Source organism: Bacteroides sp. 2201st1_D9_2201SCRN_220225 (assembly GCF_040928965.1).
GTDB classification, from domain to species: domain Bacteria; phylum Bacteroidota; class Bacteroidia; order Bacteroidales; family Bacteroidaceae; genus Bacteroides; species Bacteroides stercoris.
In genome coordinates, this window is sequence record NZ_JBCODG010000097.1 from 1 (window position 1) to 13,509 (window position 13,509).

Sequence of the window (13,509 nt, forward strand, 5' to 3'; positions counted from 1 at the left end):
ATGAATATAGTTATCAAAGAGCATTGATAATGAGTAACCTTACTATCTCTCTCTTATTTACCATGCTTTCCATCTGTGCCTATATGAGTAAGATCTCCATCCTATTGTCCTCCCTTACCATAGCTTCCTATACAATCTGCACACTTATCACCGACGGACCGTTCCTATACAGGTATCTGCCTTTGGTCATCATCATATACACCATGATCCCCTTATTAGGAAGATCCATACACAGTAATATCAGCAGCTTGCTAAAAAGTAGCAACTTGCTAAAAGAGGAAGAGGAAATGCTTTTGAAACGTCTCCAAATGAAAAAGGAAGAACTATTCGCGTTCGCCGAGTTGTTAAGCGAGAATAACCCGGAAGAAAAGACAAGCTCCCTGTTAAACATAATAGGGGAACAATCCAAAGAAAATCTTTTTACAGCCCTTGCCGCATACCAGAAAAAGGAAAAAAGTAAACTTGATACAATCAGGAGAATATATCCCAATTTATCCCCGTCCGAATTAAACATCTGCCGTTTAATACTGCAAGACAAGACCGTCAGCCAAATATGCGAATTATTACATCGGAGTAGCGGAAACATAACCAGCCAACGAGCGAACATACGTGCCAAACTCGGACTGAAAAAAAGCGACAATTTAAAAGAAGCATTACAAGAACGCATGAGGCTGTATGAAGAAGAACACCGGCAAGAAGAGTTTTCAGCCATGCGTTAGGGATTGCAGAGTAAAGCCCACAGCCTTTAGGCGAGGACTTGAAACGTAAAGCCCGACCGTCCCACGGGAACGCCCAAAAGAAAAAGAATCCCCCGAACATTCATCCGGGGGACATCCAAGCCGTCACATCAATTATAATACAGATTCAGATCATCCGTGCCAATCTCCTTTCCGTCCCGGAAAACAAGGCGTAAATCAATCCTCTCTCTGTTTTCATTGCCACAAAGATAGACATACCGGCCAACATACGCATCATACTTATCAATCAGTTCTAACGGTATGACCGGCATGGGAAAAGGATACACCTATATTGCATATAGCGGAAAATTTGTAAGATTACCCTGTACTTTATAAGGCAACATAGAAAATCTCTCCGCATGCAATTCCGGTCTTTTTCCCAGTAATGCTGTCAACGAATTGGCCCGGACATTCCCTTCGGCCTTCACTTCTATCGGCACCATTTGGGCATTACGTTGAATAACAAAATCCAACTCAAGACGCGAATTGTCTGTGTTATGGTAATAAATCGGTGACACGCCCTTACTTTTCATCTGCTGCAATACATACTGTTCAGTCATTCCTCCCTTGTATTCCTTAAATATGTCGTTTTTAATCAAGACTTGGGCCGGATCTGTCTTGACCATAGCACCCATAAGCCCCAAATCAACCATATAGAGTTTGAAAGCCGACAGGCCTTCATAAATATCAAGCGGAAGCTCCGGTTTGGTACATCGAGGCACTTTATACAACAACCCGGCATTTACAAGCCATTGAATGGCCATCTCAAAATCATTGGCTCTGGCACCTTTTCGCAAAGCTCCGTAAATGAATTTCTTGTTTTCTTTAAATAATTGGGAAGGAATGCTGTTCCATACCATTCGGACACGCGGAACCTGTTCTTTGGGCGCATGTTTTGAGAAGTCAAGATCATAGCCTTGCAAAATCTCCGACTGTATTCTTCTGACTTCCAGCAAGGAATCCGTTTCTACATATTTGAGTACAACTTCCGGCATACCACCTACATAATAATATTGCCGAAGGAGATCCGTATATTTGTCATGCAGGAGGCTTATCGTTTCAAAATCCCCACTCATAAGCAATTTACAAGCTTCTTCTTCTCCCTTGGCGACAAGAAACTCTTCAAAGTTCATAGGAAATATATTGATGACATTTACCTTCCCTACGGGATAAGACACATCCTGATGAAGGGATATCCCCAAAAGTGAACCTGCCACAGCTATATGATACTCCGGAACCTCCTCTTTAAAATACTTCAAAGATTCCAGTGCTTCCGGGATATCTTGTATCTCATCAAGGATAATAAGCGTATCACCCGGAGTAATGTCAACGGAAGTCATCGCACGCAGCCCCCGTAAAATTCTGTCAACATTGAAATCCTGAGAAAAAAGCTGGCGTGCAAGGTTATTCTTACGGCATACCACATAAGCCTCTTTTTTGTATTCAAGTTTGGCAAACTCATGGAGCAGCCATGTTTTCCCAACTTGTCGGGCACCATTTAAAATCAGAGGTTTTCTATCCTCACGGTTTTTCCATTCTATAAGTTGTTGCAAAACAAATCTTTTCATCTACAAACAGCATTTTTATACATGTAAAAACAGCGTATAATACATTTATCCGCACTTATTTAAAGCACAAATATACTAAAATAAACAGATAATAGAAGCAATCTTATACATTTTTCCGCACTTTAATCAACTCCAATGGAAAGCAGTAGCCAATTTAGGATTGCCTTCTCCACGCTCGATGGCCACCAGCGTATTGATGCCCACGCCCGCCAGTTCGGAGAAGTTCCAGCTGATTGACCTTCAAACTCTTCCTGCACTCTTTAATCATCTTTCCTAGCTCTTTCATATTCACAACACATTGTGATTTTAGTCAGTTTTCATCCTAGTTCAAAGAAAAAAACAGCCGATAAAGCAACTATAATCATTGTATTCATATAGATTAACATCATATATTCAAGTTAATCTATATATTTACATGGATTATTTGTATATTTGCAAAAAAGGAACAACCATGTGGAATGAAATGAGCAATCCAGCTGTGCTGATGAGAATCGGCCAGCGCATCAAAGAGACACGTATCAGGCAGCATATCACGCAGGAAGAACTGGCAACGGCTTCCGGTGTAAGCCCCTTGACCGTTGCGAACATCGAGAAGGGCAAATCGGTATCGCTGCTGTTGTTCATCAGCGTACTCCGCTCGCTCGGCCTGCTGGAGAACCTGGAGCAACTGGTACCGGAAATCCGGGTCAGCCCGATAGAGCTCAAAAAACTGCAAGGAAAGAAACGCTACCGTGTACGCCATTTAAAACAAGATAACCATGAATGATTTGATAGTAGATGTAAAGCTATGGGGAGAAAGCGTAGGCTCTCTCTATTGGGAAAAGGAAAGCAATGCCGCCTTGTTCGACTATGAACGGAAGTTCATCCGCTCCGGTCTTGACATTTCTCCCATCATCATGCCCATCAGCCAGTACAGGAACACCCCCTACCGGTTCCTTGAAAACCGTACCGACTGTTTCAAGGGGTTGCCCGGCCTGTTTGCCGATTCACTGCCGGACACTTTCGGAAACCAGATCATCAATGAATGGTTTGCCAGCAAGGGATTGTCCGGAGAAGAGATTACCCCTTTAGACAGGCTTTGCTATGTAGGCAAACGTGGCATGGGCGCACTGGAGTTTGAGCCGTCCTCGCCAATCAACGGCATGAACGAATCATCAGTGCTCCATATCGAGGAACTGACTGAGCTTGCCAAATCCGTATTCACGGACAGAATGGCTTTTCAGGTCCAACTGCGCCAGGAAGGAAGAAACATTCTGGATATACTGAAAGTGGGAACATCTGCCGGAGGTGCCAAGCCCAAGGCCATCATCGCCTACAACGATATTACCGGAGAGGTACGCTCCGGACAGGTAAAAGCTCCTGAAGGATTCGGGTATTGGCTGTTGAAATTTGATGGCGGCAAATACAGCGAACACACGCAGATAACGGACAATCCACAAGGAATAGGAAATATCGAATATGCCTATCACCGGATGGCAAAAGCCTGCGGTATCGATATGATGGAATGCCGGTTACTTCAGGAAAAAGAGTCATATCACTTTATGACACGACGTTTTGACCGTATGGAAGACGGAGAGAAGATCCATGTACAGACATTGGCCGGGCTTGCCCACTATGACCGTGACCAACGCCATTCATACGAAGAGATATTCCGTATCATGCGGCAGATGAACCTCCCTTATCCAGAGCAGGAGGAACTATACCGAAGAATGGTGTTCAACGTCATGAGCCGGAACCATGACGACCATAGCAAGAACTTATCTTTCCTGATGGATAGACAAGGGAAGTGGAAACTGGCCCCAGCATACGACCTCTGCTACTCATACACACCGGGCGGCAAATGGACGAACCGCCACCAGCTGTCACTCAACGGCAAACAAGACAATTTCACGATGGAAGATCTGCAAAAGGTAGGTGAGAACATGGGTATCCGGAAACACAAACAGATTATCGAAGAGATACAGGAAACCGTATCGCATTGGCATGAGACTGCCAAGGATTGCGGGGTCAAGCCGGAACACGCCGATTTTATCGGAGAAAACCTGCTCTTGTTCGGCAAGCAACTGCATACGATCCATATGCCGGACATTGCCAACGAACAAGAGCAGGCTTTCATGAAGGCTATGCGAAATGATGACTTCAATACCATTCTGAAACTGAAGATGAGAGGATATCAGCCATCGGAGAACACACTGAAAAGCCTCCAGCCGGATGTATCCGCCACCACCTTCATCGCTGCCGCCAAAATCTTCCAAATGGAAGGGATGCTAAAAAGCCTTCAGGACATAAAACCCGCGCAAAGCCCGATTACAGGCGGCAATAAACGTAGCATGGAATTGGGGGATTAGCACACAAACTACATCGCGCACAATTCAATATAACAGTAAATATATTAATTGTTATATATCATATTTTGATTTAACAATTAATATATTTACCTTTGTAAAATGACAACGAATCACATCACCCAAGCCATGGCCAATCCGGAAATCATAGTGGAACTGGGCAGACGATTTAAGGAATACAGGCTAACCTATAGGCTCACCCAAAAAGAGGCTGCCGAGAAAGCCGGTGTCAGCCTTATCACCTTACGCCAGTTTGAGAACGGGAAGGCCTATAACATCAATATGGGCAACTTTCTTGCCCTGTTACGAGTAGTGGACTGTCTGGAACAGATGGATGATCTGATGCCGGAAATACCTGTTTCAGCCTATACAATGGAACGAATAATGAATAAAAAGCCGAAAAGGATAAGACATGGAAAATAATGTTGTGAGTGTTATGTTATGGGGAGAAGAAGTCGGAAAGCTCTATTGGGACGAAAGAAACAAAAGAGCCGTCTTCAACTATCATCCGGATTTCATCAAGAAAGGAGTGGAAATCGCCCCACTGACCGCTTCTGTCAAAGGACCGGCGGCAAAGGGTATGCCCATACTCGGAAACAAAGAAAAGACTTATCAAGGTCTCCCACCGTTTTTGGCAGATTCATTGCCTGATCGGTGGGGTAACATGGTCTTCGACCAATGGGCGGCACAAAACCATATCCCCAAGCGCAAACTCACACCGGTAGATAAACTGTCTTTCATCGGGAAACGGGGAATGGGAGCCTTTGAGTTCATCCCGGCCACTCCTGGATTGGAATCCTCTTCCACTCTCCAGATAGAGAGTTTATACCAACTGGCACGCCGTATCTTTGAGGAACGGGAGGAAATATCCGTGCAAGATGACGAAGCACTGCAACTGCAAAGTATCTATGAGATAGGTACATCAGCCGGAGGGCAGCACCCGAAAGCCATCATCGCCATCAATGAAACGACACATGATATACGTTCCGGCCAAGTCCCTTTACCGGAGGGCTATACCTACTACATATTGAAGTTTGCAGAAGGGGACGATTTTCCGTTCACGCAAATGGAAATGGTATATTATGAGATGGCAAAGGAAGCCGGGATTACGATGATGCCTTCCCGACTCATTCAAATTGAGGGAAAACATCACTTCCTGACGGAGCGTTACGATAGGATAAACGGAGAGAAGATACATACACAGACACTTGCTGCCATGAATCCGGATGCAACGAGCTATGAGGATTTGTTTGAAGTCTGCCGAAAACTGAACATCCCGGCAAGCGAACAGTCCGAACTCTACCGTAGGACGGTATTCAATATCATGGGCGGCAACGTGGATGACCACATCAAGAATTTCTCTTTCCTGATGGAAAGAAACGGCACATGGCACATCACCCCAGCCTACGACATGACATTCACCACCAATTTGGACGGTGCGGCATACGAAAACGCACACTCCATGAGCATTGCAGGAAAAGATAACGACATCACGGAAGATGACCTGATGCAATTTGCCAAACAGAACGGAATAAAGAATGCGAAAAGGATAATCGAAGAAGTCAGCCTTGCCATCAGCCATTTTTACGATTATGCCACCAATCATCAAATCGATGACTATTGGAAAGACCGCATCGAAGAGCATCTTTCCGGTTTGGTATCTCCGATCATAGGGAAAACCATGAAACACTACCTGCCCACCATTGTCGAACCCTACGAGACAGAGGATGGCTTTTTGGTATCAGAAATCAACATCATCGAAAACACCCGGCATGATTTCCGTATCGAGGCCTTCATAAACGGAAAGCGACAGAAATACATTGCCGGGCGTAAAAGCGATTTGGCTGCTGAAGTCATTGCCAAAGGCAGAAACAAGATGCCCGTTGAGAACAAGAAAGAACTTGTGGAACGGTTGTTACTGCCTTTAGCTAGAAGATAAAAACAGACGAATAGCGACACTATTACATTAATAAAAAGTCTGTTCTTGTTCGGCAAGCAACTGCATACGATCCAAATCCGGACATTGCCAACGAACAAGAGGAGGCTTTCATGAAGGCTATGCGAAATGATGACTTCAATACCATTCTGGAACTGAAGATGAGAGGATATCAGCCATCGGAGAACACACTGAAAAGCCTCCAGCCGGATATATCCTCCACCACCTTCATCGCTGCTGTCAAAATCTTCCAAATGGAAGGGGTACTAAAAAGCCTTCAGGACATAAAGTCTGCGCAAAGCCCGATTACAAGCGGTAATAAACGTAACATGGAGCAAACAAATTTACTATTCAATTTTCAGTTTTTTTCTATTTCTATACTACTGTACGCCATAAAATAACGAAGAAACTTATTCCTATATCAATTCATAATCAATAACATACAATTCACCAAGAATATTAGGGAATGCTACAGTATCATATATCACCTGCCCTACTCCATTAAAATTACCCGGAGATATTACAGATGCTACAACACCATGATAAGCTGTGGGAGAAAAAGAAAGATCTGCTAATCCATTTATCCCAATAACATTTTTCTGTACACCAGCATTATTAACATTACAAAAAATTGCATAATGAATAGTTTGATGTAAATTTACAGCAGCATTAGGAAGATGCACAAAATATAATATATCTCCATTATTACATTTAGCTAAATCATGATAGGTATTTATTTTTTGTATCATACTTTCTAAAGAAGCTCCAAAAGGATTAACTGAAATTCTTTTTCCTGTTGCCTGTTCTATAATTCCTCTAACTAAATTAGCACACCCTCCACCATTTGTAGGTAAATTAACATTCAAATTCTGAGTATTAGTAATAAATTGTGTAATCAATTGTCTATCATTTATACTTATAGCCATATATTATAACTCATGTTCTCCTACTCTCTCAAAGGCTTTTCGGAACCTGCCTATAAAAACTGTCTCTGTAAGCTTACCCCACAAATCTACCCTATAATCCCCAAACCGCTATCATCCCTTTTCTGAATGCCATGGAATTTTTTCCGAATACATAAGTTAGAAGATGAAAAAAGATTGTATTCAAAGTTTTTGGTTCTTTTTTGAAAAAAGAACCGCTGGCCAAAAATCCAACGGTTACTTTACTTTCGGAAAAATATGCAATGAAGTTTATAGGCCGAATGAGGAACGCAGCTTCTTCATGGCATTCTCCACATCAAAGAAAGACACATCCATAAGATCTTCTCCCCATGCTTCCGGAAAGTCAAGAATGGAACGTCCGTTATTAAGAACCGCATCACGGATGGCTTTCATCACATTCTGCCGAGTCGGTTCCAGCTTGAAGAAAAGGCAATGCCTGACTGCCATTGTAAGGGTATCATCATCTATAAAGAAACGGATGGTGACGGTCATGTGTACCTGCGTCCGTTTCTCCAGTTTCTTCTTTTTAGTTTCCAGTTTGGCCAACCGGGAAACATAGAATGAAGGGATATGTTTCCCGGATTCAACGCAAGTCTTCATCGCTTCATGTATTTCAGCGATGCCGTCACGTATATCCGTCAAGTCGGTGCAGTTGGATGCAACCGTATAAGCCGATAACTTTTTCATCTCAAAAGCCGTTTTTATATGGCAAAAGCCCTGTTTGTGAAACTTATAATATATGAATCTCCTTATCACCTACCTTCTCGTCCGATACGACCAATACCTCGTACTTCATCCTCTTGTAATTATAGACTACGGCAAGCGTATTAAAGCCACCGTTATCATACCGCCTGTCATAAACGGTATGTACATACTCATACATCGCATTCCCCATCATGAACTTTACGGAAACATCCGTAAAGTAAAATGCCACCGCATAAGCCAGCGTTTTCTTTTTATCAACCTTTTTTGTTTTCATAACCATTTGTCCTTTATTGTTTTCTGATAAAATATTCAATGGCCGAATGAACCAATATATAATGTGTGGGTGTCTGCCTGCACTGTTCCGCATAAGGATTATAGAACTGGAGAGCCAGCGCATGGTATAATTCCGGCAATTCCCGCTTGATTCTCGCCGTAAGCAGCCGATAGGAGCATTTTCTACCGTACTTCATCAGCTCACGCCATTTGTCCTGTGTTATTTCCGTGCAATTCGTCTCGTAAACCATAACTTCCGTTTTTAAGTTCAATATTCCGGTTGGAAAGCGGAAAGGGGTTGTTCCCTCTCCGTTTATTCTCTAATCAATTCAGGCAAGCTTTTACCGTTATACCGGTTTTCAGTCCTTTATCCAGCTGCACGGTCAACCCACGAACATTCACCTCTTGAATTTGAGAAAGAAGCACATAACCCCATTCCCATTCTTGAATATGGCAATAACCGAAAAAAAGCCAGTCACCGTCTTCCTGCTGTTCGGCTTCCGTTACCAACCATACCACCGAAGAAAAAGGAAGGAAAAACCTTGCGATGACTTCCGCATTAAGCCCCTGCCCCTCTTTTGAGTACAAAGGGTTGGCTTCAAACACATTCTTTAGTTGTTCCGTCACTGTAATCATATGTCACATTTTTAAAGGGTTAAACTTCTAATTTTATGCTTCAGCTAGATTTAAAGACCTTTTTTTAAAACCCCTTTCCGGGATGACCTTTTCTTTCTGCCGACTTTTTTTTTGAGCTTTCATGCCCCATCTGAGTTTATAAGCCTTTTTTTTACGGCACACAACAAGAAGGAAGGAGGGATTGAGAAAAGTTTTGGACGACAAAAAATGTTGGGGACAGCGAAGCCGTCCGGCGTTATTTTTTTCGGTACAAAGGGCGAAGACCGGAACTCTTTCGTATCCATCCACCGAAATAAATTTGCCGTTCAAAAACAAAGGCTCTCAGACGGGGCTATGAAAAAACGTACATTAGGGGAGGCAGAAAACAAGGAAAAGGGCAGTACGGAAATAAAAGAAGAATAAAATCCAACATTATTCACATTGATATATAATAGCCAAGTATTTCGCCATATCAATATAAATCCAACTATAATCAAAATCAAACAGTTATCTAATTTATTGGTTATTAAACATATAATACGCCAAAACATTTATTTTGGAGAATATAATATTAATTAAACAAAAAAATGGCATCATTAAAAATAAAGTATCGACATTCCTCTATAGAAGGAAAAGCGGGAACATTGTTCTATCAAGTAATTCATAATCGTGTAGCAAGGCAGATAAATTCAGGATACAAGATTTATCCTGACGAGTGGGATATTTTCAATTCCCAAATAATCATACCAGCAAAGACAGGAGAAAACCGGCATCGGTATTTGGTTTCTTTAAAAAAATGTATTGAGGAAGACACCTCACGTCTAAAAGATATTATGATAAGATTTGAGAATCTTGGATACAAATATACGGCAGACGAAATCATTGAATATTATTCCGCTCCTCCTGTGAACGAGTACTTTGTGTCATTTTGTGAGAATCTCATTGAAGAATTGAGACAAATAGGTAAAATACGCACCACAGAAACTTATACCACTACGCTCAATAGCTTCAAGCGATTCATGAATTTCAGAAAGAAAGGCAGAGACATCCCTTTCGACAATATAGACTCCAACCTGATGATGGAATATGAACAATATCTAAAATCTAATGACATTTGTCCGAACAGTACTTCCTATTACATGAGAAACCTCAGAGCCATGTATAATCGTGCCGTAGAAAAAGAATTGGTTATACAGCGATATCCGTTTAAACATGTATATACGGGCATAGATAAAACTGTAAAACGGGCAGTTCCGGCCAAAATTATCCGACAGATACGCGATATGGATTTAAGTCACGACTCCTCTTTGGAATATGCAAGAGACCTATTTATGTTCAGTTTTTATACCCGAGGGATGTCATTTATAGACATGGCTTATCTAAAGAAAAGTAATTTGCAAAACGGTTTTTTATCATATCGCAGAAAAAAGACCAACCAACAGCTAGTAATCAAATGGGAAAAGCCCATGCAAGAAATCATAGATAAATACGATACCATAGGTTCTTCTTATCTATTGCCGATCATTCTCGACGCAAAAACGGATGAACGGAAACAATACAAGAATGCAGCCCAGCTGGTGAATTCAAAACTAAAGAAATTGGGAAAACAAATCGGCCTTCCTATTCCGCTGACGAGTTATGTGGCACGTCACGCCTGGGCTTCTATCGCCAGAAGCAAAAACATTCCGTTGGCTACCATCAGCGAAGCTATGGGACATGATTCAGAAAGCACTACACGGATTTATCTTGCATCGTTAGACACCTCCGTAGTGGATAAAGCGAACAGTATTATTTTAAATACACTTTAATTCACATTATAAAACAGTTTACGCCATAGGTTTCAGCATACGTGCCCAATCGGCCCGCTGTTATTCTATGGCAATTATTATTTTTATTTATCTGACAAAAAATAAGTTGGAATTATGTTATACAAATTGAAGTTTTCTTTCTGAGAGAAAGATTTGTAAATGCAAAAGTACAAAAGATAACACAAAAAACACTAAAAATCAGAAGAAAAATATTAGTCATACCATAAAAAATAAGAGGTATGATTAGAAAAAACTGATTATTTGTTGAGCAAATTGATTATACCAATCTTATAAATATTTGATATACATCAAAATACCAATCACCCCATTTCTCTCAGAAAGAGAAACACCGAAAATAGGAGAAATTTCCTATACGAATGCCATAGGAATATAATGAACAAGTATATACCCTATACTTTCAGTTGTATGACAAGATGGATTCAGAAAGGAAAAAGCCCCGTGAAAGTACAAAATTCTTGCTTGAAAAAGATTGAATAAATGACGGTTTTCTCCATAAGAGAAATGTTTTGAATATGCAAAAATACATAAATTATTGAACATAATAGCATAAAACAAAGAAAAACCTTAATAGCCACCTCGTTAAATGTCGTGGTTACATAACAAATGTTGAGTAAACTAGATTGTATTTACAGCGAATAATCCCTGTAAATCAATTATATATGTTAAATATTTATGTCCTCTATTTCTCTTATGGAGAAAAATAGGAATGCGGCAAGATAAAAGACGGCATGAATGGTTGATATGACAGCCAAAAAAGACATAAATTACTATAATACAGACCAATACATAAGTTGGGATGAACTATGGGTATATCTTGACCTGCCGTAATAACTAAAAAACACACGACGAATGAGTACTCCCATAACCACAAGGGAAGATCTAACTAGAATCCAATGGTTCGCCATGAGCGCTTATAAAAACGAGAAAAAGGCGGAAGAGATGCTCAAAGGCAAGGATGGTCTAGAGTATTTCATACCGAAACACTATGCCGTAAGGGTCTATCACGGAGTGAAATCCAAAAGGCTTGTACCAGTCATCCCGAATCTCGTCTTCGTGCATGCTTCCCGAAAACAGATCACGGATTTCAAAAAAAAATATAATTTCTTACAATTCATGATGTGGGAGAAAAGCACGGGACTGAAATATATCGTGGTGCCGGATAAGCAAATGGAGAGCTTTATCAAGATTGCCTCGCAGTATGAAGAAAACACTATTTATTATAAACCGGAAGAGATTGACATACGGAAAGGTACCCACATATGTATTTACGGTGGCAAGTTCAATGGAGTAAAGGGCGTATTCATGCGGGTGAAAGGAAAACGTCGCCGCCGGGTGGTTGTGATGCTTGAAGGGATTATGGGTATATCGGTAGAAGTTCATCCCGATTTGATTGAAGTCATCAATGATTCCGATTGTGACAAATTTTGAGAGATGACACAAAAAGGAGATGATGAAGTTCCCCTTCCTCGTGGCCTTACACAAATAAAATAATATTTGAATATATGTATTTTTGGATTGTAAATTGTTCACTGGCATTTTTGCTTTGTGTTCTCTGTGCGGGTATCGTCATTCCCCAGATTCTGCTAATCGCTTTCCGTAAGAAATTGTTCGACTTTCCCGATGAGCGGAAGGTACATCATTGTGCGGTGCCCCGATTGGGTGGTATCGCATTCAAGCCGGTAGTGTTTTTCACCATAGCCCTGTTGCTAGGAATCAATATGGTGCTGGGACATTCGGAGATATTGTCCGAAATCGGGAACGACGTGTGCTCTTTGGCTTTTGCTTTCTGCTCCATCATGGTACTATATCTGGTTGGCATGGCCGATGACCTGATCGGTATCCGTTATCGTGCCAAGTTTGTCATCCAGATTCTGTGCGGCGTGATGCTTATTGCCGGTGGGGTATATATCAACAACCTATACGGTGTTCTGGGCATCCATGCGGTGCCGTTATGGTTAGGATATCCCCTGACCATCCTGATCGTGGTCTTCATCATCAATGCCATCAACCTGATTGACGGCATTGACGGGCTGGCTTCCGGGCTATGCAGTATCGCCTGCCTATTTTATGGACTGACTTTCTTTATGCTCCATCAGTATGTTTATGCCATGCTGGCGTTTGCCACATTGGGAGTGTTGGTACCATTCTTCTATTACAATGTTTTCGGGAACGCCAAACACGGAAGGAAGATCTTCATGGGCGACACAGGCAGTTTGACCATCGGCATGATGCTCTGTTTCCTCAGTCTCAAACTGACCATGTGCGGACTAGACGATAATACAGGAAATGTACATCCGATGGTGCTGGCCTTCTCACCCTTGCTGGTTCCATGCTGTGACGTGGTCAGGGTTTACCTGCATCGGGTACGCAACGGAAAGAACCCGTTCCTGCCGGACAAGAACCATATCCACCATAAGCTGCTTGCTCTCGGAATAAAGCAGCGCAATACCATGATCATCATTGTTTCCGTGTCAACTATATTCATACTGCTCAATATTCTTCTGTCCCTTTATCTCAATGTGAACTGGATCGTTTTGGGTGATATATTGATATGGAC

The 13,509-nt window shown here is 41.7% G+C and carries 15 protein-coding genes and 1 pseudogene; 9 read left to right on the plus strand and 7 right to left on the minus strand.

The genetic code is table 11. The annotated features are described in order from the left end of the window. Positions 1-719: LuxR family transcriptional regulator (locus AB5903_RS20270; RefSeq protein WP_368118179.1), on the plus strand; the 719-nt coding region annotated here is incomplete at its 5' end. 305 nt (positions 720-1,024) lie between these two features. Here AB5903_RS20270 and AB5903_RS20275 read toward each other — a convergent pair. Next, the gene (locus AB5903_RS20275) at positions 1,025-2,305 is read right to left on the minus strand and encodes an ATP-binding protein (RefSeq protein WP_195292382.1); all 1,281 of its coding nucleotides are present in this window, start codon (positions 2,303-2,305) and stop codon (positions 1,025-1,027) included. 126 nt (positions 2,306-2,431) lie between these two features. Next, positions 2,432-2,591: pseudogene (locus AB5903_RS20280) on the minus strand (helix-turn-helix domain-containing protein). A gap of 129 nt (positions 2,592-2,720) precedes the next feature. Between AB5903_RS20280 and AB5903_RS20285 the strand changes: the two are divergent. The 5 genes from AB5903_RS20285 (at position 2,721) to AB5903_RS20305 (ending at position 6,987) form a co-directional block, all read left to right on the plus strand. Further along, positions 2,721-3,071: a helix-turn-helix transcriptional regulator gene (locus AB5903_RS20285; RefSeq protein ID WP_005868812.1), complete on the plus strand. Its 351-nt coding sequence runs from the start codon at positions 2,721-2,723 to the stop codon at positions 3,069-3,071. Next, a complete protein-coding gene (locus tag AB5903_RS20290) occupies positions 3,064-4,653 on the plus strand; it encodes a type II toxin-antitoxin system HipA family toxin (RefSeq protein WP_005868813.1) in 1,590 nt (529 codons plus the stop codon). The genes AB5903_RS20285 and AB5903_RS20290 overlap by 8 nt, the downstream gene beginning before the upstream one ends. 99 nt (positions 4,654-4,752) lie before the next feature. Then, positions 4,753-5,073, plus strand: coding sequence for a helix-turn-helix transcriptional regulator (locus AB5903_RS20295; RefSeq protein ID WP_005868815.1), 321 nt, complete (start codon positions 4,753-4,755; stop codon positions 5,071-5,073). After that, positions 5,063-6,589, plus strand: coding sequence for a type II toxin-antitoxin system HipA family toxin (locus AB5903_RS20300; protein WP_005868817.1), 1,527 nt, complete (start codon positions 5,063-5,065; stop codon positions 6,587-6,589). The genes AB5903_RS20295 and AB5903_RS20300 overlap by 11 nt, the downstream gene beginning before the upstream one ends. A 110-nt stretch (positions 6,590-6,699) precedes the next feature. After that, the gene (locus tag AB5903_RS20305) at positions 6,700-6,987 is read left to right on the plus strand and encodes a hypothetical protein (protein ID WP_007569214.1); all 288 of its coding nucleotides are present in this window, start codon (positions 6,700-6,702) and stop codon (positions 6,985-6,987) included. 15 nt (positions 6,988-7,002) lie between these two features. Here AB5903_RS20305 and AB5903_RS20310 read toward each other — a convergent pair whose 3' ends face one another. The 5 genes from AB5903_RS20310 to AB5903_RS20330 all read right to left on the minus strand — a co-directional run bounded on the left by AB5903_RS20310 (position 7,003) and on the right by AB5903_RS20330 (position 9,144). Next, the gene (locus AB5903_RS20310; RefSeq protein WP_007569216.1) at positions 7,003-7,512 is read right to left on the minus strand and encodes a hypothetical protein; all 510 of its coding nucleotides are present in this window, start codon (positions 7,510-7,512) and stop codon (positions 7,003-7,005) included. Between the two features lie 267 nt (positions 7,513-7,779). Continuing rightward, positions 7,780-8,217: a hypothetical protein gene (locus tag AB5903_RS20315; protein WP_005868821.1), complete on the minus strand. Its 438-nt coding sequence runs from the start codon at positions 8,215-8,217 to the stop codon at positions 7,780-7,782. Positions 8,218-8,260: 43 nt separating this feature from the next. After that, on the minus strand, positions 8,261-8,509 hold the full coding sequence (locus tag AB5903_RS20320) for a hypothetical protein (RefSeq protein WP_005868823.1): 249 nt from the start codon (positions 8,507-8,509) through the stop codon (positions 8,261-8,263). Between the two features lie 13 nt (positions 8,510-8,522). Beyond that, the gene (locus AB5903_RS20325) at positions 8,523-8,759 is read right to left on the minus strand and encodes a hypothetical protein (protein WP_005868824.1); all 237 of its coding nucleotides are present in this window, start codon (positions 8,757-8,759) and stop codon (positions 8,523-8,525) included. 73 nt (positions 8,760-8,832) lie between these two features. Next, on the minus strand, positions 8,833-9,144 hold the full coding sequence (locus AB5903_RS20330) for a DUF2958 domain-containing protein (RefSeq protein WP_005868826.1): 312 nt from the start codon (positions 9,142-9,144) through the stop codon (positions 8,833-8,835). A 566-nt stretch (positions 9,145-9,710) separates the two neighbouring features. On the opposite strand from AB5903_RS20330, the gene AB5903_RS20335 reads away from it, so the two are divergent. The 3 genes from AB5903_RS20335 to AB5903_RS20345 all read left to right on the plus strand — a co-directional run. After that, entirely contained in the window at positions 9,711-10,931 is a 1,221-nt protein-coding gene (locus tag AB5903_RS20335) for a site-specific integrase (RefSeq protein ID WP_005868829.1), read from the plus strand. An 870-nt stretch (positions 10,932-11,801) separates the two neighbouring features. Beyond that, positions 11,802-12,380, plus strand: coding sequence for a UpxY family transcription antiterminator (locus AB5903_RS20340; RefSeq protein WP_005868833.1), 579 nt, complete (start codon positions 11,802-11,804; stop codon positions 12,378-12,380). A 74-nt stretch (positions 12,381-12,454) separates the two neighbouring features. Further along, on the plus strand, positions 12,455-13,509 hold a 1,055-nt coding region (locus AB5903_RS20345; RefSeq protein WP_368118181.1), incomplete at its 3' end, for an MraY family glycosyltransferase.

Coding starts and splice junctions, on each gene's coding strand:
- AB5903_RS20275 (WP_195292382.1), bottom strand. CDS start 2,305: ATGAAAAGATTTGTTTTGCAACAACTTATAGAATGGAAAAACCGTGAG.
- AB5903_RS20285 (WP_005868812.1), top strand. CDS start 2,721: ATGGATTATTTGTATATTTGCAAAAAAGGAACAACCATGTGGAATGAA.
- AB5903_RS20290 (WP_005868813.1), top strand. CDS start 3,064: ATGAATGATTTGATAGTAGATGTAAAGCTATGGGGAGAAAGCGTAGGC.
- AB5903_RS20295 (WP_005868815.1), top strand. CDS start 4,753: ATGACAACGAATCACATCACCCAAGCCATGGCCAATCCGGAAATCATA.
- AB5903_RS20300 (WP_005868817.1), top strand. CDS start 5,063: ATGGAAAATAATGTTGTGAGTGTTATGTTATGGGGAGAAGAAGTCGGA.
- AB5903_RS20305 (WP_007569214.1), top strand. CDS start 6,700: ATGAAGGCTATGCGAAATGATGACTTCAATACCATTCTGGAACTGAAG.
- AB5903_RS20310 (WP_007569216.1), bottom strand. CDS start 7,512: ATGGCTATAAGTATAAATGATAGACAATTGATTACACAATTTATTACT.
- AB5903_RS20315 (WP_005868821.1), bottom strand. CDS start 8,217: ATGAAAAAGTTATCGGCTTATACGGTTGCATCCAACTGCACCGACTTG.
- AB5903_RS20320 (WP_005868823.1), bottom strand. CDS start 8,509: ATGAAAACAAAAAAGGTTGATAAAAAGAAAACGCTGGCTTATGCGGTG.
- AB5903_RS20325 (WP_005868824.1), bottom strand. CDS start 8,759: ATGGTTTACGAGACGAATTGCACGGAAATAACACAGGACAAATGGCGT.
- AB5903_RS20330 (WP_005868826.1), bottom strand. CDS start 9,144: ATGATTACAGTGACGGAACAACTAAAGAATGTGTTTGAAGCCAACCCT.
- AB5903_RS20335 (WP_005868829.1), top strand. CDS start 9,711: ATGGCATCATTAAAAATAAAGTATCGACATTCCTCTATAGAAGGAAAA.
- AB5903_RS20340 (WP_005868833.1), top strand. CDS start 11,802: ATGAGTACTCCCATAACCACAAGGGAAGATCTAACTAGAATCCAATGG.